General features: G+C 72.8%; 21 protein-coding genes. 2 read left to right on the top strand and 19 right to left on the bottom strand.

The window, feature by feature from the left end; translation table 11 throughout:
- Nucleotides 1-2: 2 nt before the first annotated feature.
- A complete protein-coding gene (locus ACIQIB_RS20215; protein ID WP_363613011.1) occupies nucleotides 3-641 on the bottom strand; it encodes a TetR/AcrR family transcriptional regulator C-terminal domain-containing protein in 639 nt (212 codons plus the stop codon).
- Between the two features lie 112 nt (nucleotides 642-753).
- On the opposite strand from ACIQIB_RS20215, the gene ACIQIB_RS20210 reads away from it, so the two are divergent.
- On the top strand, nucleotides 754-2,061 hold the full coding sequence (locus ACIQIB_RS20210; RefSeq protein ID WP_400759421.1) for an MFS transporter: 1,308 nt from the start codon (nucleotides 754-756) through the stop codon (nucleotides 2,059-2,061).
- Nucleotides 2,062-2,157: 96 nt separating this feature from the next.
- Here the strand turns inward: ACIQIB_RS20210 and ACIQIB_RS20205 are convergent, their stop codons facing one another.
- The 18 genes from ACIQIB_RS20205 to ACIQIB_RS20120 form a co-directional block, all read right to left on the bottom strand.
- Nucleotides 2,158-2,790: an NAD(P)-dependent oxidoreductase gene (locus ACIQIB_RS20205; RefSeq protein WP_400653048.1), complete on the bottom strand. Its 633-nt coding sequence runs from the start codon at nucleotides 2,788-2,790 to the stop codon at nucleotides 2,158-2,160.
- A gap of 266 nt (nucleotides 2,791-3,056) precedes the next feature.
- Nucleotides 3,057-3,713 (bottom strand): transglycosylase family protein, encoded by a 657-nt coding sequence (locus ACIQIB_RS20200; protein ID WP_400652887.1) that lies wholly within the window; start codon nucleotides 3,711-3,713, stop codon nucleotides 3,057-3,059.
- Nucleotides 3,714-4,454: 741 nt separating this feature from the next.
- A complete protein-coding gene (gene hypE / locus ACIQIB_RS20195; RefSeq protein WP_400759487.1) occupies nucleotides 4,455-5,552 on the bottom strand; it encodes a hydrogenase expression/formation protein HypE in 1,098 nt (365 codons plus the stop codon).
- Between the two features lie 82 nt (nucleotides 5,553-5,634).
- A complete protein-coding gene (hypD, locus tag ACIQIB_RS20190) occupies nucleotides 5,635-6,759 on the bottom strand; it encodes a hydrogenase formation protein HypD (RefSeq protein ID WP_400759419.1) in 1,125 nt (374 codons plus the stop codon).
- Nucleotides 6,756-7,082, bottom strand: coding sequence for a HypC/HybG/HupF family hydrogenase formation chaperone (locus ACIQIB_RS20185; RefSeq protein ID WP_363613685.1), 327 nt, complete (start codon nucleotides 7,080-7,082; stop codon nucleotides 6,756-6,758). The genes hypD and ACIQIB_RS20185 overlap by 4 nt, the downstream gene beginning before the upstream one ends.
- Before the next feature lie 14 nt (nucleotides 7,083-7,096).
- Nucleotides 7,097-9,415 (bottom strand): carbamoyltransferase HypF, encoded by a 2,319-nt coding sequence (gene hypF, locus ACIQIB_RS20180; protein ID WP_400759485.1) that lies wholly within the window; start codon nucleotides 9,413-9,415, stop codon nucleotides 7,097-7,099.
- Nucleotides 9,416-9,417: 2 nt separating this feature from the next.
- Nucleotides 9,418-10,233 carry a hydrogenase nickel incorporation protein HypB gene (gene hypB, locus ACIQIB_RS20175; protein ID WP_400759417.1) on the bottom strand — a complete coding sequence of 272 codons (816 nt, stop codon included), beginning with the start codon at nucleotides 10,231-10,233 and terminating at the stop codon, nucleotides 9,418-9,420.
- Nucleotides 10,234-10,238: 5 nt separating this feature from the next.
- Complete coding sequence (hypA, locus tag ACIQIB_RS20170) at nucleotides 10,239-10,619, bottom strand: hydrogenase maturation nickel metallochaperone HypA (RefSeq protein ID WP_363613679.1); 381 nt, start codon at nucleotides 10,617-10,619, stop codon at nucleotides 10,239-10,241.
- A gap of 123 nt (nucleotides 10,620-10,742) precedes the next feature.
- Entirely contained in the window at nucleotides 10,743-10,847 is a 105-nt protein-coding gene (locus ACIQIB_RS20165; RefSeq protein WP_400652878.1) for a DUF6893 family small protein, read from the bottom strand.
- On the bottom strand, nucleotides 10,841-11,377 hold the full coding sequence (locus tag ACIQIB_RS20160; protein ID WP_400759415.1) for a hydrogenase maturation protease: 537 nt from the start codon (nucleotides 11,375-11,377) through the stop codon (nucleotides 10,841-10,843). The genes ACIQIB_RS20165 and ACIQIB_RS20160 overlap by 7 nt, the downstream gene beginning before the upstream one ends.
- Nucleotides 11,374-12,750 carry a hypothetical protein gene (locus ACIQIB_RS20155; RefSeq protein ID WP_400759413.1) on the bottom strand — a complete coding sequence of 459 codons (1,377 nt, stop codon included), beginning with the start codon at nucleotides 12,748-12,750 and terminating at the stop codon, nucleotides 11,374-11,376. The genes ACIQIB_RS20160 and ACIQIB_RS20155 overlap by 4 nt, the downstream gene beginning before the upstream one ends.
- Nucleotides 12,747-13,391: a DUF6084 family protein gene (locus ACIQIB_RS20150; RefSeq protein WP_400759411.1), complete on the bottom strand. Its 645-nt coding sequence runs from the start codon at nucleotides 13,389-13,391 to the stop codon at nucleotides 12,747-12,749. The genes ACIQIB_RS20155 and ACIQIB_RS20150 overlap by 4 nt, the downstream gene beginning before the upstream one ends.
- Complete coding sequence (locus ACIQIB_RS20145) at nucleotides 13,388-14,038, bottom strand: DUF5947 family protein (RefSeq protein ID WP_400759409.1); 651 nt, start codon at nucleotides 14,036-14,038, stop codon at nucleotides 13,388-13,390. The genes ACIQIB_RS20150 and ACIQIB_RS20145 overlap by 4 nt, the downstream gene beginning before the upstream one ends.
- Nucleotides 14,035-14,526 (bottom strand): hypothetical protein, encoded by a 492-nt coding sequence (locus ACIQIB_RS20140; RefSeq protein ID WP_400759407.1) that lies wholly within the window; start codon nucleotides 14,524-14,526, stop codon nucleotides 14,035-14,037. The genes ACIQIB_RS20145 and ACIQIB_RS20140 overlap by 4 nt, the downstream gene beginning before the upstream one ends.
- Nucleotides 14,526-16,310 (bottom strand): nickel-dependent hydrogenase large subunit, encoded by a 1,785-nt coding sequence (locus tag ACIQIB_RS20135; protein WP_363613669.1) that lies wholly within the window; start codon nucleotides 16,308-16,310, stop codon nucleotides 14,526-14,528. The genes ACIQIB_RS20140 and ACIQIB_RS20135 overlap by 1 nt, the downstream gene beginning before the upstream one ends.
- A gap of 72 nt (nucleotides 16,311-16,382) precedes the next feature.
- A complete protein-coding gene (locus ACIQIB_RS20130; RefSeq protein ID WP_363613667.1) occupies nucleotides 16,383-17,438 on the bottom strand; it encodes a hydrogenase expression protein HypE in 1,056 nt (351 codons plus the stop codon).
- 399 nt (nucleotides 17,439-17,837) lie between these two features.
- Entirely contained in the window at nucleotides 17,838-19,280 is a 1,443-nt protein-coding gene (locus ACIQIB_RS20125; protein WP_363613665.1) for a WGR domain-containing protein, read from the bottom strand.
- Between the two features lie 116 nt (nucleotides 19,281-19,396).
- Nucleotides 19,397-19,756 carry a hypothetical protein gene (locus ACIQIB_RS20120; protein ID WP_363613663.1) on the bottom strand — a complete coding sequence of 120 codons (360 nt, stop codon included), beginning with the start codon at nucleotides 19,754-19,756 and terminating at the stop codon, nucleotides 19,397-19,399.
- 389 nt (nucleotides 19,757-20,145) lie between these two features.
- On the opposite strand from ACIQIB_RS20120, the gene ACIQIB_RS20115 reads away from it, so the two are divergent.
- On the top strand, nucleotides 20,146-21,801 hold the full coding sequence (locus ACIQIB_RS20115) for a cytochrome bc complex cytochrome b subunit (protein WP_400652868.1): 1,656 nt from the start codon (nucleotides 20,146-20,148) through the stop codon (nucleotides 21,799-21,801).
- The last annotated feature ends 121 nt before the right edge of the window (nucleotides 21,802-21,922 follow it).

The following is a 21,922-nucleotide window of genomic DNA, read 5'->3' as shown; positions in this document are numbered from 1 at the left end:
CCTCACTCCAGCGCGCCTTCAGCACGCCCCTCCTCCACCCGGAACCCCTCGATGAGGATGCGCAGCCCGTACTCGAAGTCGGCGTCATGGTCGGTCATCCGCAGGACGTCAGCCGCCTCCCGCAGCAGTGGCAGGTCACGCAGCGCCTCGTCCGGGAACGGCGGGCGGGCCCGCTCATCGGCGTCCTGCCGCCACGCCTGTTCCTCCGTGACCCAGCCCATGATGTACCGGTCGACTGCGAGCAGCAGCCGCAGCGCACTGCGCGGCCGCAGGCCCGCTCGACAGAGAGCACTCAACTGGGCTTCGACGGCCGGAAGTTCGTCCTCGGCAGGAAGAGTTCCGGCGTGCACCCGGGCGCCGTCGCGATAGGCGAGCAGGGCGCGGCGCTTGGCGCGCGCGTCCTGGGCGATCCAGTCCGGCCAGTTCTCCGGAGCCGGTCGGCGGTCGGGTGGCAGGGCCTCGGCCAGCATGGCTTCCGCCATCAGGTCGAGCAGTTCCCGCTTGTTCTTGAAGTGCCAGTACAGCGCCGGGGACTGGACACCGAGTTCGCGCGCGAGGCGGCGTGTGGTGAGCCCGTCGATGCCCACCTCGTTCAGGAGGCGCAAGGCGGTCCGCACCACCTCTTCGCGTTGCAGTGCCAACCCGTCCTCCAGTCCGCCGCTATCCGCTTGGCACCCCACCTTATCGCCGCTAAGTTCCACCCCGGAATTTATCAACGATAAGGACGGGCGCCCCGAGGGGATCGATGCCGCCATGAGCACCGGTACGGACCGCCACAGGTCCCGATTGCTGCCGAACACCGCGCCGTGGCGGTCCTCCCGCGACTTCCGGCTGACCTGGACCTCCGGCACGATCACCCTGCTGGGCTCGGTCTTCACCATGACGGCGATCCCTCTGCAGATCGCCGATCTCACCGGTTCACCACTCGCCGTCGGCGCGGTCGGCGCCGTCGAACTGGTCCCGACCGTCCTGCTGGGCCTCTACGGCGGAGTGCTCGCCGACCGCGCCGACCGGCGCGCCGTCGCCCTGACCACCGAGATCGCGCTGGCCGTCCTGAGCGCCCTGCTGCTGGTCAACGCGCTGCTCGGCAGCCCGATGCTCTGGCCGCTCTACGCGGCAGCGGGCTGCGCGGCCGCGCTGCAGGGGCTCCAGCAGCCCTCGGTGGAAGCGATGATCCCCCGCCTGGTCCCGCACGACCAGCTGGTCGCGGCGGGCGCACTGCTCTCCCTGCGCTGGAGCATCGCCGGGCTGGCCGCCCCGGCCGCCGCCGGGGTGGTGATCGCCACCGCCGGTGTCCCGGTCGCCTACCTGATCGACCTGGTCACCTTCCTGGCCTCGATCGCCCTGCTCGCCCGGGTACGACCGATCCCGTCCGCCCGCGACGCCGAGGCACCCCGGTTGAAGGAGTTCGCCGAGGGCGCGCGGTACGCCGCCCGGCGGCCCGATCTGATGGGCACCTACCTGGTGGACCTCGCGGCCACCGTCTTCGCCCTGCCCACGGCGCTCTTCCCGTTCCTGGCCCAGGAGCTGGACGCCCTCTGGGCCCTGGGACTGCTGTACTCGGCCGCCGCTGCCGGCAGCCTGCTGGCGGCGGCCACCAGCGGATGGACCGAGCGGGTGCACCGGCAGGGCCGACTGGTCGTGCTCTCCGGCGTGCTCGTCGGCGCCGCCATGGTCGCGGCCGCCGTCAGCCCGACCGTCTGGACGGTCCTGCTCTGCCTGCTGGTCGCGGGCGCCGCCAACTGGACCGGTGACACCTTCCGGACGGCGATCTGGAACCAGTCCATTCCGGACGAACTGCGCGGCCGCGCGGCCGGGCTGGAGACGCTCATCGGATCCGCCGGGCCCGCCCTCGGGGACATCCGGGCCGGCGGCCTCGCCGCCCGCTACGGGATCCGGACCGCTCTCCGCTCCGGCGGCCTGGCCTGCGTCGCCTCCACCGGCGTCCTCACCGCCGCCCTGCCCGCCCTCTGGCGGTACGACCGTCGCACCGATCCACACACCTCGGCGGTCCGCGCCGCGCACGACCGCGCCGAAGCCACGGACGGCGCGGCACCGTAGCGAAGCGCAACGCCGGACGGCCGGTCCACCCGACCCCGCACCGGGACACGCTCGCCGTGCGATCACCATCCGGGACACGCCGGTGGACCGCAGGTGTCAGCCGGTCACCACAGGCACACCGTCCGGGCGGTCGGCGAGCAGGGCGGCGATGCGATCCGCACAACGGATCGCGGCCGTGGCCATGGCGCTCCTCCTGGTCATCCCGGCGACATGCGGGGTCAGCAGCGCGTTCGGCAGGCCGAAGAGCGGTGAGGCGAAGGCGGCGTGCTCGTGTTCGAAGGTGTCGACGGCCGCCGCCGCGAGCGGGTGCGCCGGATCGCTCAGCGCGTCGGCCAGCGCCTGCTCGTCGACGATCCCGCCCCGGGCGGTGTTCAGCAGGATCGACCCCGGCCGCATCAGTGCCAGCTCCGCCCGGCCGATCACCCGTAGTCGGTGGTCCAGCACGGGATCGGTCGCCGCCGCGAGGAAGGCCGCCCGCAGCGGCACGCCCGCGCGGGACTTGACCGCGTGGTAGCCACGTCCGTCCCGGGCGGTCTCGGCGATCAGCGCCGACTCGTCGAAGGCGTCGACGTCGGCGAAGTCCACCCGGCCCGACCAGGCGGCCCGCGCGCCGGCCCGGTCGGCCACCCGCCGGAGGTTCAGCGTGACGGCCAGCCCGTGGCCCAGCAGACGCTCCAGCTCCCGGTCGAGCAACTCTCCCGGAGCCGCGTCCAACAGCAGGACCCGCATCCGTTCCACCTGATCCCATTCCCGGAACGGACCCTACTGCGCGCCAGGAACCGGCTGCGAGAACCCCCTGAACCCGGCGCCGCCCCTGCACCCGGTCTCGTCAACGACGAGCGGGGCGATGCCCGGACAGTGGCTGTCCGGGCATCGCCCCGCCCCGGCGCCCGCCTCCGACTCATGGGACGAGACCCGGCAGACGCCCCGTCAGATCGACCGGCGCGCCCGCCCAGGGCCCGCACCGCCTCGCCGCCGGAAGCCGACGCGGCGGCTCAGCCGGGAATTCGCAGCTGCTCACCGGGCTCGATCAGGTCCGGATCGGCACCGATGACCAGCCGGTTCAGCTCGTACAGCGCCGGCCAGCCACCCGGCAGGCCCAGCCGCTCGGCGATGGCTCCGAGCGTGTTGCCCTCACCGACCGTCCACACCTCCCCCGGTCCGGGCAAGGCACCGGTGGCGTCCCCGTCGGGGAGAGGAGCCTCCTCGACGGTCCCGCTCCGGTCGTGGACGGCATCGTCGACGGGCGGCGGCACGACCGGGCGGACCGGGGGCCGTGCGTGGTGGCGCGCGGCCGTGGCGCCGCAGACCGGCCACGGGGTCAGGCCCCGTCGCGCGGCCAGCCGTTGGGCGACGGCGATCTGTTCCTCGGGGGCGGCGAGGTCGGCCCGCGGTGCGTAGCCGAGGCCGCCGTTCTCCCGCCAGGTCGGCTGGTCGAACTGCAGTCCCCCGTAGTAACCGTTGCCGGTGTTGATACGCCAGTTCCCCCCGCTCTCACACGCTGCCAGCCGGTGCCAGTCCACCGGGCCGCCCCCGTCGCCGCCGGCCGGCCCGCCCGGCGGCGCGGCCTGGGCCGCCGAGACGGGGAAGGCCGCGGCCAGGGTGCACAAGGCAACGGGGACGAGGCGGCGCAGACGAGTGTTGGAAGGCATGGGCGACTCTCAGGTTCGACGACATGACAAGCGCCGCCCGCGAGCGACGCCCCATTACCGACGCACACCGCTGTCGGCGCGTCGCCTTCGACGCCGCCGCAAGGTCACCCGCACAGCCGTCACGTACCACCCGACCGGCTCCGGCCGTCGACCGGCCGACGCGACCCGCTACCGGGGGGCGCTCCCACCGCGCCACGTCATCCGGCGCGGGAGCCCTCGGCCCCTGTGGAACGGGCCGGTGCCGCAAAGAATCCCGCCTCCCCGCGGGCCGTCGTGCTCCGTGCGCCGGACGGGTTCTTCGCAGCGGACCTGTCCGGTCGGCCAGAGCGACTGAAGCGCCGTCGGACGCCGCCGACGAGGCCTCCGCAGCCGGATCCGCGCCGGGCTTCCCACCCCACCGTGTGACCGATCAGGACGGGTGATGCCGGTCCCGGTCAGGTGGCGGCGCCGACCGCGTCCAGGCCCTGAGCCACGTCCTGGAGCGCCGCCGCTCCTGCGGCACCGCCTGCTCGCGACCGGAACCGTCCGCCGCGTGCCCGCCTTGTCGCACGCCCCCGGCGCCAGGTCACGCCCCCAGACCGCCCCCTGACCCGCCCACCACAAAGCACCCCCGCGCCACCCGCCGAAGCGGCGCGCCGACGACCGCATCGGCACGCCGCCACCCGAAGCTCCCCAGGTTCCCGAAGCCCCCGGGCTCCCAGGTCTCCCAGGGTTCCCAGGGCTTCCGGAGCTCCCCGGGGCTCAGCAGATCCGCGGAAGCTGCTCCCCGAGCGGGAGGTCGACGACCCGGGTGCCCCCGAGGGCCGTCCGGGCCACGACCATCCCGGCGTGGTCGGGCACGCATTCACCGATCACCGCGGCCGCCGCGCCCAGCGGGTGCGCCCGCATGGCCGCGAGGACGGCGTCGGCGTGTGCGCGCGGCACGAAGGCGACGAGCTTGCCCTCGTTGGCGACGTACATCGGGTCGAGCCCGAGGATCGCGCAGGCGTTGGCCACCTGCGGGGGAACCGGGACGCAGCGTTCCCGCACCACCACCCCGACCCCGGCCGCGGTGGCGATCTCGTTGAGCGCGGCGGCGACCCCGCCCCGGGTGGGGTCACGCAGCACGTGGAGGTCGGGTGTGACGGCGAGCATCGTCTCGACCAGACCGCCCAGGGCGGCGCAGTCGCTGGTGACCTCGACCCCGAACTCCAGGCCCTCCCGGACGCTCATGATCGCCACGCCGTGCAGGCCGATCTCCCCGCTGACGATCACCACATCGCCCGGCACGGCCCGTTGGGGCCGGATGTCGACCCCGGCCGGGATCAGGCCGATTCCGGCGGTGTTGAGGTAGATGCCGTCGCCCCGGCCGGCCTCCACCACCTTGGTGTCGCCCGTCACCACCTCGACCCCGGCGGCCCTGGCGGCCGCGCCGAGGGCTTCGGCGACCCGCCCGACCACACTCATCTCGACGCCTTCCTCCAGGATGAACCCGCAGGAGAGGTACGCCGCCCGGGCCCCGCTCATGGCGAGGTCGTTCACCGTCCCGTTGACGGCGAGGTCCCCGATGCTGCCGCCGGGGAAGAACAGCGGCCGTACCACGAACGAGTCGGTGGAGAAGGCGAGTTTGGCCCCGCCGAGGGTGAGGACGGCGGAGTCTCCGAGGGCCGCGAGCGTCCGGCTTCCGAAGGCGGGCGCGAACACGTTCTCGACCAGTTCCGCCGAGAGCGCACCGCCGCCGCCGTGGCCCATCACCACCCTCGGGTGGTCCCGCAAGGGCACCGGACAGGTCCACCCGGCGAAGTCCGGCGCGGCATCCGCCCCGGCGCCGTCCGAATCGACGACAGCCGTGCGCGTGATGGCACCGCCGCCCGGCGAGATGCCGCCGTCCAGCCCTCCGTCGCGGCCCGGACCAAGGTCAAGGTCGATGTCAAGGTCGGTGTCAGGCAACGGGACTCGCCTCCCGGGCGCCGGCCGGCGTGCCGAGCCGGCGGTAGAGGTAGTACGCGGCGCAGGCCCCCTCGCTGGAGACCATGGTGGCGCCGAGCGGCGTACGCGGCGTGCAGGTCGTGCCGAAGGCCTCGCACTCGTTCGGCCTGAGCAACCCCTGCAGCACCTCGCCGCTGCGGCACTGCGCAGGCTCGCAGGTGGTGATCCCCGAGACGTCGAAGCGGTACTCGGCGTCGTACTCGCGGTAGCGCGACGAGAGCCGCCAGCCGCTCTGCGGGATGACGCCGATACCGCGCCACGCACGGTCGGTGACCTCGAAGACGTCCGCGAGCATCGCGCGGGCCGCCGGATTTCCCTCGGCGCGGACGGCCCGGGGGTAGGCGTTGTCGACGGTGTGCTCACCGCGTTCCAACTGCCGCACCGTGCGCCGGATCCCCTCCAGGATGTCGAGCGGCTCGAAGCCCGTCACCACGATCGGCACCCGGTGGCGGGCGGCCAGCGCGGGGTACTCGTCGGTGCCCATCACGCTGCAGACGTGGCCCGCGGCGAGGAAGCCCTGGACCCGGCAGTCCGGCGAAGCCATGATGGCGTCGATCGCGGGCGGCACCCGGACGTGCGAGACCAGCATGGAGAAGTTCCGCAGCCCCTGCCGCCGGGCCTGGTAGACGGCCATGGCGTTGGGCGGGGCGGTGGTTTCGAAGCCGATGCCGAAGAACACCACCTGACGGTCCGGGTTCTCCCGGGCGATCCGCAGCGCGTCGAGCGGCGAGTACACGATGCGGACGTCGCCGCCCTCGCTCCGGACCCGGAACAGGTCACGGCCGGTGCCCGGCACCCGCAGCATGTCCCCGAAGGAGCAGAAGACGACCTCGGGCCGGGCGGCGATCTCCAGTGCCTTGTCGATCACCTCCAGCGGTGTGACGCAGACCGGGCACCCCGGCCCATGGATCAACTCCACTCCTTCTGGAAGAAGTTGGTCGATGCCGTGCCGGATGATGGTGTGCGTCTGACCGCCGCAGACCTCCATCAGCGCCCACGGCCTGGTGACCGCCGCTCTGATGTCGTCGAGCAGGCCCCTGGCCAGCTCCGGGTTCTGGAACTCCTCCAGGTACTTCACCGCCACTCCTCCTTCGTCTCGGGCCGGGACGGCCCGGCCGCGTCGAACGCCCCGGGCGCACCACCAGCCGCCTCCCACGGGTCACCGAACTCCTCCTGCAACAGGCCGAGTTCGGTGAACAGGTCGAGCGTCCTTCGGGCCGACTCCTCATCCAGCCGCTGCAGCGCGAACCCGACGTGGACGATGGCGTACTCGCCCACCTCAAGGTCCGGCAGGTACTCCAGGCACACCTCCTTGACCACGCCGCCGAAGTCCACCACGGCCATCCGGGTACCGTCCCGCTCCTCGATCTCCATCACCCTGCCGGGTACCGCCAGACACATGGGCTTCCTCCGTCTCAGGTGGTGACTCTCGCCGCCACCAGCAGCTGGCCCAGGGCCAGTCCTCCGTCGTTCGGCGGCACCCTGCGGTGCCGCAGCACGCTGAACCCGTCATCGCGCAGGCCCCGGGCGCAGGCCGAGGCGAGCACCGCGTTGGCGAACACCCCGCCGGTCAGTACCACCAGCCCGATCCCGTACCGGTCCCGCGCCTCGCCGCACCAGCTCCGGACGAGCTCCGCGACCGCGTCGTGGAACCGGGCCGCGATCAGTCCGGTCGGCGCGCCCGCGCACAGGTCGTCCACCACGCCGGCCAGCACCGGGGCCGGGTCCGCGCGCGACGGTTCCTCCCCCGGCGTCACCGCGAAGCGGTAGCCGCCTCCCCGCACCGGGCCGTACGCGACGGCCGCCGCCTCCAGCTCGATCGCCGCCTGCGCCTCGTACCCGGCCCGGTGACAGACGCCGGCCAGCGAGGAGACGGCGTCGAAGAGACGGCCCATGCTGGAGGTCGGCACACAGTTCAGTCCGCACTCCAACTGCTTTTCCAGTACGACCAGTTCGCCGGCCGGGCAGGTGCGCACGCACGGCAGTTCCGGCGTCCAGGGCAGTGCGGCCCGGCGCAGCCAGGCCAGCGCCATCCGGTAGGGGCGCGTCACCGCCGCGTCACCGCCGGGGAGTTGGGCGTAGCCGAGGTGTCCGAACCGTTCGAAGCCGTCGTAGTCGGCCACCAGTGCCTCACCGCCCCAGATCGCCCCGTCGTCCCCGTATCCGGTGCCGTCGAACGCGATGCCGATGACGGGCCGGGAACCGTCCAGTCCGTGTTCGGCCATCGCGGCCGCCACATGCGCGTGATGGTGCTGCACCCTCGCCACCGGCCTGGTCCCGGCGCCGCGCAAGGCCCGCTGGACCGAGCGGTAGCCGGGGTGGCGGTCCGCGACCAGCAGCTCCGGCGTGATGGCGGTCAGCCCGCTCAGCTGCCCGACGGCCCGGTCGAAGGCCCGCAGGGTGCCGAGGTCGTCCATGTCCCCGACATGGCCGGAGAGCCAGGCGTAGCCGCCCTCGGCGACGGCGAACACGTTCTTCAGGTCGCCCCCGACCGCGAGCGACGGACGGACCGGGACGGGCAGCGGAACCGGCAGCGGGGCGATGCCCCGTGAGCGGCGCAGCGGCAGCTGCTGCCCGTCGACGATCCGCAGGACGGAGTCCTCCACCGGCACCTGGATGGGCCGGTCGTGGGTCAGCCAGCCGTCCACGAGCGGCGCGAGCCGCTCAAGGGCCTCACGGTCGCCGGTCACGATGGGCTCGCCGGAGCTGTTGGCGCTGGTCATCACCAGCAGCCGGGGCCCGGCCGGATCGCCGGGCAGACCGAGCAGCAGGTGGTGCAACGGAGTGTAGGGCAGCAGGACACCGAGGTCGGGGCTGCCCGGGGCGATTTTCTCCACCATCTCGGCGACGGCTCCGCCCCGGCGCCGCAGCAGGACGATCGGCCGGACGGCCGAGGTGAGCAACTCCCGTTCTTCCTGGTCGAGATGGACCATCCCGTCCAGGTCGTCCGGTTCGCCGGCCATCACCGCGAAGGGCTTGTCGCCGCGGTTCTTGCGGCGGCGCAGCCGGGCGACCGACCCGGCGTTCCGCGCGTCGCAGGCCAGATGGTAGCCGCCGAGCCCCTTGACGGCGAGGATCGCTCCCGCCGCGAGCAGTTCCCTGGCCCGGACCAGTGCCTCCTCCCGGGCGAGGTCGGCCCGGCCGGGCAGCACCAGGCCCAGCCGCGGACCGCAGGCGTGGCAGGCGATCGGCTGGGCGTGAAAGCGCCGGTCGGCCGGGTCGGCGTACTCGCGGGCGCAGTCGGGGCACATCGGGAACCCGGCCATGGTGGTGGCGGCCCGGTCGTACGGCAGCCCGGTCACGATGGTGAAGCGCGGCCCGCAGTTGGTGCAGGTGATGAACGGGTGCCGATGGCGGCGGTTGGCCGGGTCGCCCAGCTCTGCCAGACAGTCCGCGCAGGTGGCGACGTCGGGCGGGACGAACGTGCGACCTCGCCCTGCACTGCGCGACGGGGAGATAGTGAACCCCTCCGCGCCCGAGGCGGGGACGGTCTCGTGGTGTACCGACACCACCTCGGCCAGCGGCGGCGCCTCGCTCGCCACCCGGTGGCAGAAAGCCTCCAGGGCGGTCGGCAGCCCCTCGATCTCGGCGAGCACCCCGTCCTCGGTGTTGGTCACGTGCCCGGCGAGCCCGAGCCCGGTGGCCAGCGAGAAGACGAACGGCCGGAAGCCGACCCCTTGGACGACGCCACGCACCACGACCCGGCGCCGCTCGGACGCCTCCGGGTGACGCACCGTCAAAACCGCTCCCCCACCGGGTCGGACACCTGGATCGCCAGAAGCCCGCCGCCGTCCGCGTGCTCGTGCGAGTGTGAATGCCCACCCCCGGGCCCGTGCGAGTGCCCGTGCGAGTGCCCGTGAGCCGACGCCTGAGCCATCACCGGCCGGTGCACCTCGGCGCCGTCCAGCACGGCCAGCGCCCGGTCCAGCAGCGCGCCGACGCCCGCGCCGGTCCTGGCCGAGGTGAACACCACCTCCACCCCGGGGTTGACCTGCCGCACGTTGGCCAGGAAGGCGTCCTGGTCGAACTCCACCGCCTCGGCGATGTCCGTCTTGGTGACCACCACCAGGTTGGCGAGCCCGAACGCCGTCGGGTACTTCAGCGGCTTGTCCTCCCCCTCGGTGACGGAGGCCAGTACGACGCGCAGCGTCTCTCCGAGGTCGTACGAGGCCGGGCAGACCAGGTTGCCGACGTTCTCCACGAACAGCAGGCGGGTCTGATCGGGCAGCCAGCCGGCGAGGTGGCTCCGGAGCATCGCCGACTCCAGGTGGCAGAGTCCGTCGGTCAGGACCTGTTTGACGGGGACCCCGGAACGGGCCAGCCGGACGGCGTCGTTCTCGGTGGCGAGGTCGGCGGTGAGGGCTGCCACCGGTACGCCCCGCTCGCGGGCGAGTGTGAGCTCCGCCTCCAGCAGGGCGGTCTTCCCGCTTCCGGGGCTGGAGAGCAGGTTGACGGCTGCGGCGCCCCGCGCCGTCAGTTCCGCCCGCAACTCGCGGGCGCCGTCGTCGTTCCGGGCGAGGATCGCCTGTCGGAGATCGGCCGTGCGGCACATCGGCTTCAGCCTTCCTGGTCGGCCGGGGCAGGGACCGGGGTGTCCGCCCAGTCGACCCCGAGAATCTGCAACTCGCGCCCCGCCAGAAGTTCCGTCCGCGCTCCGCCGCAGCGGGGGCAGCACAGGTCCGGCGGCATCCCGGTCAGCCATCGGGCATCGCAGCCCGCGCACCCCGCCCGTCCGGCGACGCTCTCGATGTGCAGCTCCGCCCCCTCCACCGGTGTTTCGGCGCAGGCGAGTTCGAAGCAGAAGCCGAGTGCCTCGGGTACCACGCCGGCCAGTTCGCCGATCTGGACCCGGACGGCCGCCACCCGGTGGGCTCCGTGGGCGCCGGCCGCTTCCGCCACCTGCTCCACGACGGCCATCGCGATCGACATCTCGTGCATCGGCCTCGTCCCTGCGGGTCCGGTGGGCAACGGCTCCCATTACAGGCCGCGGTGGCGGCGCCGGCCCGCAGCCGCGCCGCCACCGCCGGTGGGGCTACCCCTTTCGCAGCAGCGCCGGTTCGTTCACATCCGGCTGATCCGCAGATAGCGCTTCAGGTCGGGCAGGCTCTGCCAGACCGCGGCCGCGAGGACGGCCAGCACGGCCGCTCCGATCAGGTTCTTCAGCATGGTGAGACCTTTCTCTCCGCTTGACGGGTGTCCTCGCGGCCCTGTTCCGGCTCGGCGAGGACACGCAGGATCAGTTCGACGGCCCGGTCCACGGCGGCGGCGACGGGGGCGCTGAGACCGATGCCCTCCTCCAGCAGCCGCGGTTCGCAGCCGACCACGAGCACCCGGCCCGGAGGTGCGCCCCCGGTGCCCGCGCTGAGGGTGCCGAGCAGGGCGAGAACGGCGTCCGGCCCCATCCGGTGCCCGTCCAGCAGGGCCGTGTCCACCGGCTCCACCGGGCCGGTGTCCGCCTCGATCAGGTAGACGGTGCCGGGCGGACCACCACGGGCGGTGGCGTCCACCAGGACCAGCGTCCGGTAGCCGTCCAGGAGTTGGTAGGCGAGGTGGACACCGCGGACGCCGAAGTCCACCACCTCCACCCCTTCGGGCAGCGGCCGGGCACGCAGCCGGGCCACGGTCTCGACGCCGAAGCCGTCGTCGCCGAGGAAGATGTTGCCGACCCCGGCGACCAGGACCCGGTCCGCGCTCATGCTCCCTCCAGTGGCTCGACCTCGTCGGGCTGGAAGTACCGGAACCGGCCCTGGGCCCGCCACAGATCGGCGCCCGGGTCGCCCTCGACGGTGACGGCCAGGTGTACCGAGCCGTCGACGTCGTGCAGCACCGCCTCCACCAGCGCCGTCCGGCCGTGCAGGAAGAGGTCCTGGGCGTCGGTGCGGCGGCGGCCGGGCTTCAGCAGGACACGGCTGCCCGCACCGACCTGCCGGCCGTCGACCAGCACCTGGTCGTGGTCCGGGTCGACGGCCGGGTCGTTTCCCGGATCCCACCAGGGCCGGTCCGTGTCGGGGCCGGCCGGGGGCGCGGTGACCTCGCGCAGCGCCCGGACCGTGCCGTGCAGGCGTTCCAGCACCTCGGCGGGCATCGAGTCGGCGAGGTCGATCACGGCGCCCGCCCGGTCGTCGGTGCCCCGGGCCTCCCGCTTCTCCTGGTCGGTGAGGGCGGCCGTGCGCAGGGCGAGGATCTCGTCGATCTCGGTCGCGTCGTAGAGCACGCCCGGGCTCTCGGGTGCCACCTGGGGGTGGTCCTCCAGGATGATCGGCGACGAGAGCAGGATGTCGTCACGGCCCTCGCCGCCGACCAGGACCGGCCAGGTGTGCTCGTTGCGGCACTCGGCGACGGCCGCCCTGGCCCACTCGGGCGGGTCGGTGACGGAGAGGAAGGAGCCGCGTTCGAGCCCGAGCAGCAGGTGTGCCGAGACCAGCGCGCGGGGCAGCGCGCCATCCCGGCCGGTGTCGTCGGGCGGCCGCCAGTCGGCCGTGTTCTCGACCACCGCCGTCAGCCGCACCGCCCGGCAGGGGCCGGGCACCTCCTGGGTGCTCAGCCGCAGGACGCCGTCGAGCTGTTCGCGGCGGCGCAGCAGCCGCCCGACCTGGCGGCCGTCCTCGCGGACCGCCTCCTCGTCCGCACCCGCGAGCAGCCGGAACGCCCGGACCACCTCGCCATCGGCCAACTCGTCGACCGGCAGGAGGAGTTCGATCCTCTCCTCGACACCCTCGTCCCACGGCACCAGCACCCGGTCGGCCAGCGACAGCCGCTCCACCGTCTCGAACGACCCGTCGGCGGTGGTCTGTTGAACGGTACGGCGCTGGGCGCGCAGGAACCGCAGCTCGACCGCGAGGCGGTCGCCGCCGCGCGGCTCCATCAGGCACTCGGTGCGCTGGTACGAGTGTTCGGCCCGGTCCTTTCCGTACCCGGGCGGGACGAGCACGCCGAACTGCCAGCGCAACCGGTTCTTGGCCGACGACGCCCGGTACGGGTAGAGGACGTAGCCCTCCAGCAGGACCGCGTCGGCGATCTGCCGGGCGGCCGTGAAGCGGGCCGCCAGGCCCGGCGGAATGACCGTCACCGGACCGCCTCCTCGATCCGGGCCGCGGTCAGCAGCTCACGGACGGTCGCCTCCCAGGACGGCAGGGCGCGCCGGGAACGGTAGGCGAGCAGCGCATCGATCAGGTCGCCCGGCAGTCGCAGCCAGCCGCAGCCGGGGAAGTGCTGTTCGATCATGTCCCGCCAGACCGCGACCGGCAGCCGCACGGCGGCCTCCTGGTCCCAGGGCACCGGCAGGACCTGGAATCCGCCCGGGCCGGCGAAGGCCGTACCGGAGAAGAGCAGCAGCACGGGGATCTCCCCGTCGTCGAGCGCCCGCAGGTAGCGGGCGGCGGCGACGTCCAGGTCGTAGGTGCAGGGCACCGGCAGGTCGATCTCGGTGCTGCCGGTGAAGCCCGGGACCATCAGGGGGACGTGGGCGAACTGGACGGGGTGCATCGAGGTCGCCCAGCGCGAGCGCTCGCCGAACAGATCGGCCAGGCGCTTGCCCTCGGCCTCGCCGTAGCCGCGCCGGCCCGGTTCGATCCGCAGCTGGCAGCGCAGGGCGAGGGCGTGCACCCGAAGGCCCTCGGCCGCCGTGATCCGCAGCCGGAACACCAGAGTCGGCCCGGCCGCGTACGGGTCGGCCCGTACCCCGGTGCAGGTGAAACCGAGGTCGCTCACGCGGGCTCCTCCTCGGGCAGCGCCTTGGCGCGGCCGGTCACGCGCCGGAAGAAGGCGTCGAGGTCGGCGCGGGCCTCGGCCCCGCCGTCGAAGCCCTGCCAGCGCAGCCGCATCCGCCCGACCAGCTCGTAGCAGACGTCGATCGGCACCAGCAGGCACTGGATCCGTCCGCCGGTCCGGCGCAGCAGCAGCGCCTCGACGTCGGGCTCCAGCAGCCCGGCCAGGCGGGTGCCGGTCAGCGCCGCCCGGCAGGTCTCCTCGTCGAGTTCGCTCTCGGTCGCGCCGGCCGGGCTGGGGTAGAGCGCGACCAGGCGGTCCAGCACCGCGTTGCGGAACAGGAAGGCAGTGCTGACGGGGATCCGCAGGGTCGCCCAGGCGGCCTCGTCCAGACCGGGGCCGGGGTCGGAGAGGTAGCGGTCCGGCACCGCGCGGTACCGGTCGCCGGCCGCGCCGGCCTGCCGGAACAGCATTCCGCAGGCGGTACAGGCGCAGGCCAGTGAGCGTTCCTCGGTGTCCACCAGGTGCTGGTGCCCGGACGGCAGGTGCAGGCCGCAGAAGGCGCAGCGCTCGGGCTGCGGGGGCGCCGGCTCACGCAGTCTGCGGAGCAGCGCCGTGCCGGGGCGGGCGGCCTGGCGGGTGGCGCTCACCGGGCCTCCGCCCCGACCGGCGGGCGGCCGCCGATCTGCAGCAGCTTGGGGGCACGGTCCAGTTCGACCGCCGTGACCTCGGGCGCGTGGCAGGCGAGCGCGCTCTCGATCGCCTCCCGCGCGGCCTGTTCGGTGCCGCCGCAGCCGCACCCGCCGTCGCCGTCCCGGCGCAGCCGGAGGGTGCCGGACCCGGCCTCGAAGCCGAGCAGCCGGACGGGGTGCTCCGGCACGGAGGCGAGCGCCCGCCCGATCCGCGCCTCCACGGACTCCGGGTGGAGGTCGTGCAGGACCAGCAGCCCGGCCGCCGCCGGATCGTCGAGGACCGCTTCCAGCGCGCCCGCCGGGAGCAGCGCGACGATCCGGGCGAGCCCTTCGCCGTAGAAGGCCATCAGCTCGCGGACCAGGTCCTCGGCCACGGCGGCCTCGCCCCGGCCCGCCAGCGTGTCCAGGGCATCCTGGACCCGCTGTCCGGTCTGCTCCGCCGTCATCAGGCGAGCCCGCTGAGACCGGTGGGGACGTGCATCTTCTGCACCGTGCGGCCGCCGCCGACGTACATGTGCACGCCGCACGGCAGACACGGGTCGAAGCTGCGGACGGCGCGCATGATGTCGATGCCCTTGAAGTTCTCCGGGGAGTTCTCCTCGAAGATCGGTGTGTTCTGCACCGCGTCCTCGTACGGACCCGGGGTGCCGTAGCTGTCGCGGACGCTGGCGTTCCACGGGGTCGGCGGGTACGGGTGGTAGTTGGCGATCTTGCCGTCGCGGATCACCATGTGGTGCGAGAGCACACCGCGGACCGCCTCGGTGAAGCCGCAGCCGATGGACTCGTCCGGGACCTCGAACCGCTCCCAGGTCTGGCTGCGCCCGGCGCGCACCTCCGCCAGGCCCTGTTCGGCGAAGTGCAGGGCGGCGGCGGCCGCGTAGGCCTGGAAGTAGGTGCGGGCCCGGTTGCGCTCGATGGCGTTGGACCACTGCGGGATCTTCCACTCGAAGGTGACCTCGGGCTTGGTCATCGAGCGGGGCAGGTTGATCTTGACGCTGTGGCCGGTGGCCTTGATGTAGCCGATGTCGACGAGGCCGGAGAGCGCCGTGGACCAGAGCCGGGCGATCGGGCCGCCGCCGGTGTCCAGGGCGAGGTGGTCCTTGCCGTCGAACCAGCGCGGCGACATCACCCAGCTGTACTTGCCGTCGAAGTCGCGCTTCTGCGGGGCGGGGATGGTGTGCTGGTTCCACGGGTGCCGGGGGTCGACCGGGTTGCCGAGCGGGTCGTGGGTGACGAACAGCTCCTGCCCCTGCCAGTCCTGGTAGTACGAGCTGCCGAGCAGGATCCGGATGCCGAGGTTGATCTCGGTGAGGTCGTTGGTGACCAGCTTGCCGTCCACCACCACGCCGGGGGTGACGAACATCTTGCGGCCCCAGTCCGTCATGTTGCGGTAGGTGAAGTCGCAGTGCTCGGGGTCGTTGAGGCTGCCCCAGCAGCCGAGCAGGACGCGCCGCCGGCCGACCTCCTCGTAGCCGGGCAGGGCCTCGTAGAAGAAGTCGAAGAGGTCGTCGTGGAGCGGGACGACCTTCTTCATGAACTCGACGTACCGCATCAGCCGGGTCAGGTAGTCGGTGAACAGCTGCACGCTGGCCACCGTGCCGACGCCGCCGGGGTACAGCGTGGAGGGGTGCACATGGCGGCCCTCCATCAGGCAGAACATCTCGCGGGTGTAGCGGCTGACCTGGAGCGCCTCGCGGTAGAAGTCGCCCTCGATCGGGTTGAGCGAGCGCATGATGTCGGCGATGGTCCGGTAGCCGTGGTCGCCCGCGTGCGGCGCCTCGGTGCGTTCGGCGAGCTCCAGCACGCCGGGGTTGGTCTCGCGGACCATCTTCTCGCAGTAGTCCACCCCGACCAGGTTCTCCTGGAAGATGTTGTGGTCGAACATGTACTCGGCGGCCTCGCCGAGGTTGATGATCCACTCCCCCAGGTGCGGCGGCTTCACCCCGTACGCCATGTTCTGCGTGTAGACCGAACAGGTGGCGTGGTTGTCACCGCAGATGCCGCAGATGCGGCTGGTGATGAAGTGCGCGTCGCGCGGGTCCTTGCCGCGCATGAAGACGCTGTAGCCGCGGAACACGGACGAGGTGCTGTAGCACTCGGCGACCCGCTTCTGCTTGAAGTCGATCTTCGTGTGGATGCCGAGGCTCCCCACGATCCGGGTGATCGGATCCCAGGACATCTCCACCAGGCCGCTGCCGTCGCCGGCCGCCTTCGTCGTCGGTGTCGCCATCGTGTCTGTCGTGCCCTTCTGCGTAGGGGAGGTCAGCGAAGGCGGGCCGCGCCCTCGGCGCGGCCCGCCGGGTCACCACGGGGCCCGGTAGCCGGTCGTCAGCCGGCGGCCGGAGTGGCGCCACTTGGGTTCCTTGTCGAGCGTGTTCGCCGTGATCGAGCGCAGCCGCCGGATCACCGCGCCGTACGCGGAGCTGGCGTTGCTCGACACGTGGGAGCCGGGCGGCGGGTCCATGAACGGCATGAACTTGTCCGGGAAGCCCGGCATCGTGCAGGCGATACAGATGCCGCCCACGTTGGGACAGCCGCCGACGCCGTTGATCCAGCCCCGTTTGGGAACGTTGCACTTGACCACCGGACCCCAGCAGCCGAGCCGGACCAGGCACTCGGGCGCGCCGTACTCGGTGGCGAACTGGCCCTGCTCGTAGTAGCCGCCGCGGTCGCAGCCCTCGTGCACGGTGGCGCCGAAGAGCCAGGTCGGGCGCAGCTTGTCGTCCAGCGGGATCATCGGCGCCGAGCCCGCCAGCTGGTAGAGCAGGTAGGTCAGGGTCTCGGCGAAGTTGTCGGGCTGGATGGGGCAGCCCGGCACACAGACGATGGGCAGGCCGGCCTTGGACTTCCAGTCCCAGCCCAGGTAGTCGGGCACGCCCATCGCACCGGTGGGGTTGCCGGCCATGGCGTGGATGCCGCCGTAGGTCGCACAGGTGCCGATGGCGACGACCGCCGTGGCCTTCGGGGCGAGCCGGTCCAGCCATTCGCTGGTGGTGATCGGCTGGCCGGTCTCCGGGTCGTCGCCGAAGCCGCACCAGTACCCCTCCGGCTTGATCGTCTCGTTGGGGATGGACCCCTCGATGACCAGCACGAACGGGTCGAGTTCACCGCGGTCGGCCTTGAAGAACCACTCGACGAAGTTGTCCGCGCCCTGCACCGGGCCGCACTCGAAGTCGATCAGCGGCCAGTGCACGGCGATCTTCGGCAGACCGGGCAGGGCTCCGGTGACGATCTCCTCGATGCTCGGCTGCATCGCGGCGGTCAGCGCGACCGAGTCGCCGTCGCAGCTGAGCCCCGCGTTGATCCAGAGAATGTGCACCACGTCGGTCTCGGTGGCGCTCGTTGTCGCAGCACCCATGAGGATGCCTCCTCGTAAACGGGATGAGCGGCACAAATGCCACCCACGAGAGTCATAACAGCCCTGCGGCGGCTCCGCCGTTCCGCAGGGCCGACCCGGTCGCCCCGAAGGCGGCAGACCGGGGCGGCCGTTCGGGTCGACCTCCGGGGCCCTCGCCCGGCCACACCCCCGGGAGACGCCGAACGGACGCTGTCGCCCGGCCGGTCCCTTCCCCGGCCGGGCGACAGCGTCCGTTCGGTGGAAAACCGACGGCGGGGCCGCCGCCCGGCTCCCTCCACCCGGGCGGCGGCCCGTACGGCACGGGCTGCGATCCCGTGGTGCCCGTGGTGCCCGCCGCGCCGGCGCGCACCCCGCTGATCGGTTCGCCGCGGCGACCGTGACTCCACGCGGTCCCGGCGGCTACAGAAGCCGCTTGATGTCGCCGCGGACGCGGTAGAAGCCGCCGCCGCCCGACGCCAGCACCTCCGCGACCAGGTAGCGGGCCCCCGCCACCCGGATGTCCTTCGGGAACTGCACCCGCCGGCTCGCGTCGAACCCCGGCGACACCACCCGGACGCGCAGCCGGCCGCCCTCCTGCACGCACTCCACCTCGATCCCGGTCGCGGAGCCGGCCGTGACGACCTCCACCTCGGCGCCGGGTGTCACGGCCGCCCAGGACGAGCCGTTGACCTCCGCCGCCAGCGGTACCCGGCCGTCCTCCGCCGCCCGGACCGCCTGCTCGGAGGCGTCCAGGCAGGCCAGCGAGCCATCGGTGGTGACGATGTACAGCCGCTCGTCGCGGTACTGCATGCTGTAGGCCGAGCCGCAGCCCGTTCCCAGCTTCCAGAGGCGGGTGCCGTCCGCCGCAAAGCAGTACACCGAGGAGTGGTTGTCCCCGGCGAACACGAACCGGCCGTCGGGCGAGGCGGCACAGGAGAACACGGCGGCGTCGCAGCGGTAGCGGGCCGACTCGGAGCCGTCCGCCTTGTTCAGCCGGTGCACCCAGCCGCGCGAGGTGCCGGCGAAGACCTCGTCGCGCTCCTGCCAGCCGAACAGCACCCCGCCCTCCGTCGCGGTGTGCCAGAGCGGCTCGCCGCCGCGCGCGGCGTAGCGCGCGACCCCCCGCGAGTGCCCGTGGTAGACGCCGTCGGCGTCGCAGCGCACCATCCAGCCGGCCTGGCCGTCGGCCTTGCGGCGCCACTGGAACTCGTCCTCGTGGTCGACCGTGGTGATCCCGCCGCGCGCGTCGGCCACACCGAGCACGCCGTCGTGGATGTCCAGCCAGTAGATGTCGACGTCCTCGGCGATCTCGTAGGCCACCCGGGGCACCTTTCCGCCCAGGTCGTAGACCTTGCCGTCGTCGCAGCCCGCGTAGATCCACCAGTCGTCGGCGACGATGCACTTCACGCCGTCCGGAAGCCCGTAACGGCCGGTGACCTGGCCGTCGTGGGTCAGCGTGAAGACGTCGCCGCGCTCGTTGCCGACCCAGGCGCGCTCCTCGCCGACGAAGATCCCGAACGCCGCCGCGCCCGAGCGGAACCGCCAGAGCACCGGCGCCTGACGGGCCGTGGAACCACTGCTGACGATCGCCCGCCGGGTGACCGCCCGCCGCTGGCGCACGCCGCGCACGGCCGGGGCGTAGCCCTTGCGGACCTTTTCCCCGAGCTTCTTCGCGGCCGCGGCCGCCGCCTTCTCCGCCGTCGGGTAGGAGGTCGTCTTCGTCTGCCCGGACTCCCCTATCCGCCCGTAGGTGACGGTCACGGCCGCACCGGCCGTCCGCACCTCGTAGAACTTGTGCGCGCCACCCGAGTCCTCGGACAGTTCCAGGTAGGTGACCTGCTCTTCGACGAAGGCAGCTGGCATGGCGAAGGCCCCTTCCGGGCGGCGGCGAAGCGGTGGAGGTGATCGCGGCGGGCGGTGCCCGCCGACAGTCCCTCAATCTAGGCGCCGCCACTGACACCCCGGCAGCCGGCCGGGCCTCAGCCCCACCACTGCTCGGGCCCGGAGGCGGTCTCCCCCTGCGGGTCCGCCGGCTCGGCGGCGGCCCGTTCCGGGCCGGCCGTCACCAGCACCGCGTCGCCGCCGGCGTCCGCCACCCGGTAGCCGGACTCCCGCAGCACCGCGGCGACGGCCCCGCTGACGGCCGCTCGGATGCCCTCGGCGGGCAGCCTCGCCGGAGGGTCCTCCCCGGCGGCGGGCTCCTCCCGGGAGGGCCAGCCGACGACCACGCCCTGCGGCCAGTGGCCGACCCTCAGGCCGGAAGGCCCCCGCGCGGTGTCGAACCCGGCTCCGGCCAGGGTCGCGGTCACGTCCTCGAAGAGTTCACGGTGATCCACCATTGGCGCAGCGTAGGCCGGGGACGTCGGCGGCCCGGCGCACGGCGCGCGCCGAAACGGTTCACCACCCCGCCAACAGCACTCGGGCGCACCACTTCCGGCCTTGCGGGCGGGCGTTCACCGGCCGTTCCCTCCCCGTCGGCGCGCCCGTTCCGCCCCGACACGACCGGCCGGACGCGCCGATGGACGTGCACAGTCGGCCCCCTGCCGACAGCATGGCAGAGTAAGCGATCCATCACTTTGAGCAACGGGGCCAGCGGGTCGGCGGACCCGCGTGCCGGCGAACCCGGCGAACCCGTATCGAGAGGTCCCATGATCACATCACTTGGCCGGCCGGCAGCTCCGCAGGTGGGCTTGCCGGGCGACACGCAGCGGACGCCGGGGAGCCCGTCGTGAGAACCGACCAGCAGTCGCGCCCGGGACCGGTCACCAGCACACGCGCGGCACCCGCGAACAAGGCCGAGGCCCTCGCCGACTGGACCGACGGACGGCTGGGCATCTACACCCTGTCCAGGTCCAACCTGCGCAAGATCTTCCCGGACCACTGGTCCTTCATGCTGGGCGAGATCTGCCTGTACACCTTCGTCATCATCATCCTGACGGGCGTCTGGCTGACCTTCTTCTTCAAGCCCAGCATGGCCGAGACCATCTACGACGGGTCGTACATCCCGCTCAGGGGCATCCAGATGTCCGAGGCGTACGCCTCGACGATCGACATCAGCTTCGAGGTCCGCGGCGGTCTGCTGATGCGGCAGATCCACCACTGGGCCGCGATCGTGTTCGTCGCCGGCATGTTCGTGCACATGATGCGCGTCTTCTTCACCGGCGCGTTCCGCAAGCCCCGCGAGATCAACTGGATCTTCGGCGCGCTGCTGCTCATCCTCGGCATGTTCGACGGCTTCATGGGCTACTCGCTGCCCGACGACCTGCTCTCCGGCACCGGCATCCGGTTCATGGAGGGCGCGGTGCTGGCGGTGCCGCTGGTCGGCACCTACCTTCAGATGTTCATGTTCGGCGGGCAGTTCCCGGGTACGGACATCGTGCCGCGACTGTTCACCGTGCACATCCTGCTGATCCCCGGGATCATGCTGGGCCTGCTGGCAGCCCATCTGATGCTCGTCTTCTATCACAAGCACACCCAGTTCGCCGGACCCGGCCGCACCCAGGAGAACGTGGTCGGCATGCCGCTGATGCCGGTCTACATGGCCAAGGCCGGCGGCTTCTTCTTCCTGGTCTTCGGCGTCGTCTCCGCGATGGCGGCGATCGCCACCGTCAACCCGATCTGGGCGTACGGCCCGTACCGGCCGGACCAGGTCTCCACCGACGCCCAGCCGGACTGGTACATGGGCTTCTCCGAGGGCCTGGTCCGGATCATGCCGGGCTGGGAGATCGGCGTCTGGGGCGGCCACACCCTGAACATGGGGGTGCTCGTCCCGCTGCTGGTCTTCCCGACCGTCCTGCTCGTCATCTGGAGCTACCCGTTCCTGGAGGCCTGGGTCACCGGCGACAAGCGTGAGCACCACATCGCCGACCGGCCGCGCAACGCGCCCGTCCGAACGGGCTTCGGCGCGGCCTGGATCAGCCTCTACCTGGTCCTCCTGGCCGGTGGTGGCAACGACCTGCTCGCCACCCACTTCCACCTGTCGATCAACGCGATCACCAACGCCGTGCGGATCGGCTTCTTCGTGGCACCGGTGGTGGTGTTCGTGATCACCAAGCGCTGGTGCCTCGGCCTCCAGCGCCGGGACAAGGAGAAGGTGCTGCACGGCCGGGAGAGCGGCGTCATCAAGCGACTGCCGCACGGCGAGTACGTCGAGGTGCACACCCCGCTCCCGCCGGGCCGGCTGTACACCCTCACCGCGCACGACCAGCCGGAGCCCGTCGACCTGCCGGCCGAGGTGGACGAGAACGGGGTGGTCCGCAAGGTCGGCCTGCTCGCGCGCACCCGGGCGAAGCTCTCGCGCGGCTTCTACGGCAAGGGCAGCCAGATCCCCAAGCCCACCGCCGAGGAGCACCAGGAGATCAGCAGCGGCCACGGCCACCACTGATCGCCGCCGGCCCCCGGGGCCGGCACGGCGATGGGGCCCGCCCCCCCCCCCCGGGGGGGGGGGGGCCCGTCGCGGCCGCGGCGGCGCGGCTCAGCCGCGCCGGGGGGGGGGGCCGACGGCC

Source organism: Kitasatospora sp. NPDC092286 (assembly GCF_044755565.1).
Taxonomy (GTDB): domain Bacteria; phylum Actinomycetota; class Actinomycetes; order Streptomycetales; family Streptomycetaceae; genus Kitasatospora.
This window is presented reverse-complemented; position numbering and strand designations above follow the sequence as displayed.

Coding starts and splice junctions, on each gene's coding strand:
- ACIQIB_RS20210 (WP_400759421.1), top strand. CDS start 754: ATGAGCACCGGTACGGACCGCCACAGGTCCCGATTGCTGCCGAACACC.
- ACIQIB_RS20205 (WP_400653048.1), bottom strand. CDS start 2,790: ATGCGGGTCCTGCTGTTGGACGCGGCTCCGGGAGAGTTGCTCGACCGG.
- ACIQIB_RS20200 (WP_400652887.1), bottom strand. CDS start 3,713: ATGCCTTCCAACACTCGTCTGCGCCGCCTCGTCCCCGTTGCCTTGTGC.
- ACIQIB_RS20185 (WP_363613685.1), bottom strand. CDS start 7,082: ATGTGTCTGGCGGTACCCGGCAGGGTGATGGAGATCGAGGAGCGGGAC.
- hypB (WP_400759417.1), bottom strand. CDS start 10,233: ATGTGCCGCACGGCCGATCTCCGACAGGCGATCCTCGCCCGGAACGAC.
- hypA (WP_363613679.1), bottom strand. CDS start 10,619: ATGCACGAGATGTCGATCGCGATGGCCGTCGTGGAGCAGGTGGCGGAA.
- ACIQIB_RS20165 (WP_400652878.1), bottom strand. CDS start 10,847: ATGCTGAAGAACCTGATCGGAGCGGCCGTGCTGGCCGTCCTCGCGGCC.
- ACIQIB_RS20160 (WP_400759415.1), bottom strand. CDS start 11,377: ATGAGCGCGGACCGGGTCCTGGTCGCCGGGGTCGGCAACATCTTCCTC.
- ACIQIB_RS20140 (WP_400759407.1), bottom strand. CDS start 14,526: ATGACGGCGGAGCAGACCGGACAGCGGGTCCAGGATGCCCTGGACACG.
- ACIQIB_RS20135 (WP_363613669.1), bottom strand. CDS start 16,310: ATGGCGACACCGACGACGAAGGCGGCCGGCGACGGCAGCGGCCTGGTG.
- ACIQIB_RS20130 (WP_363613667.1), bottom strand. CDS start 17,438: ATGGGTGCTGCGACAACGAGCGCCACCGAGACCGACGTGGTGCACATT.
- ACIQIB_RS20125 (WP_363613665.1), bottom strand. CDS start 19,280: ATGCCAGCTGCCTTCGTCGAAGAGCAGGTCACCTACCTGGAACTGTCC.
- ACIQIB_RS20120 (WP_363613663.1), bottom strand. CDS start 19,756: ATGGTGGATCACCGTGAACTCTTCGAGGACGTGACCGCGACCCTGGCC.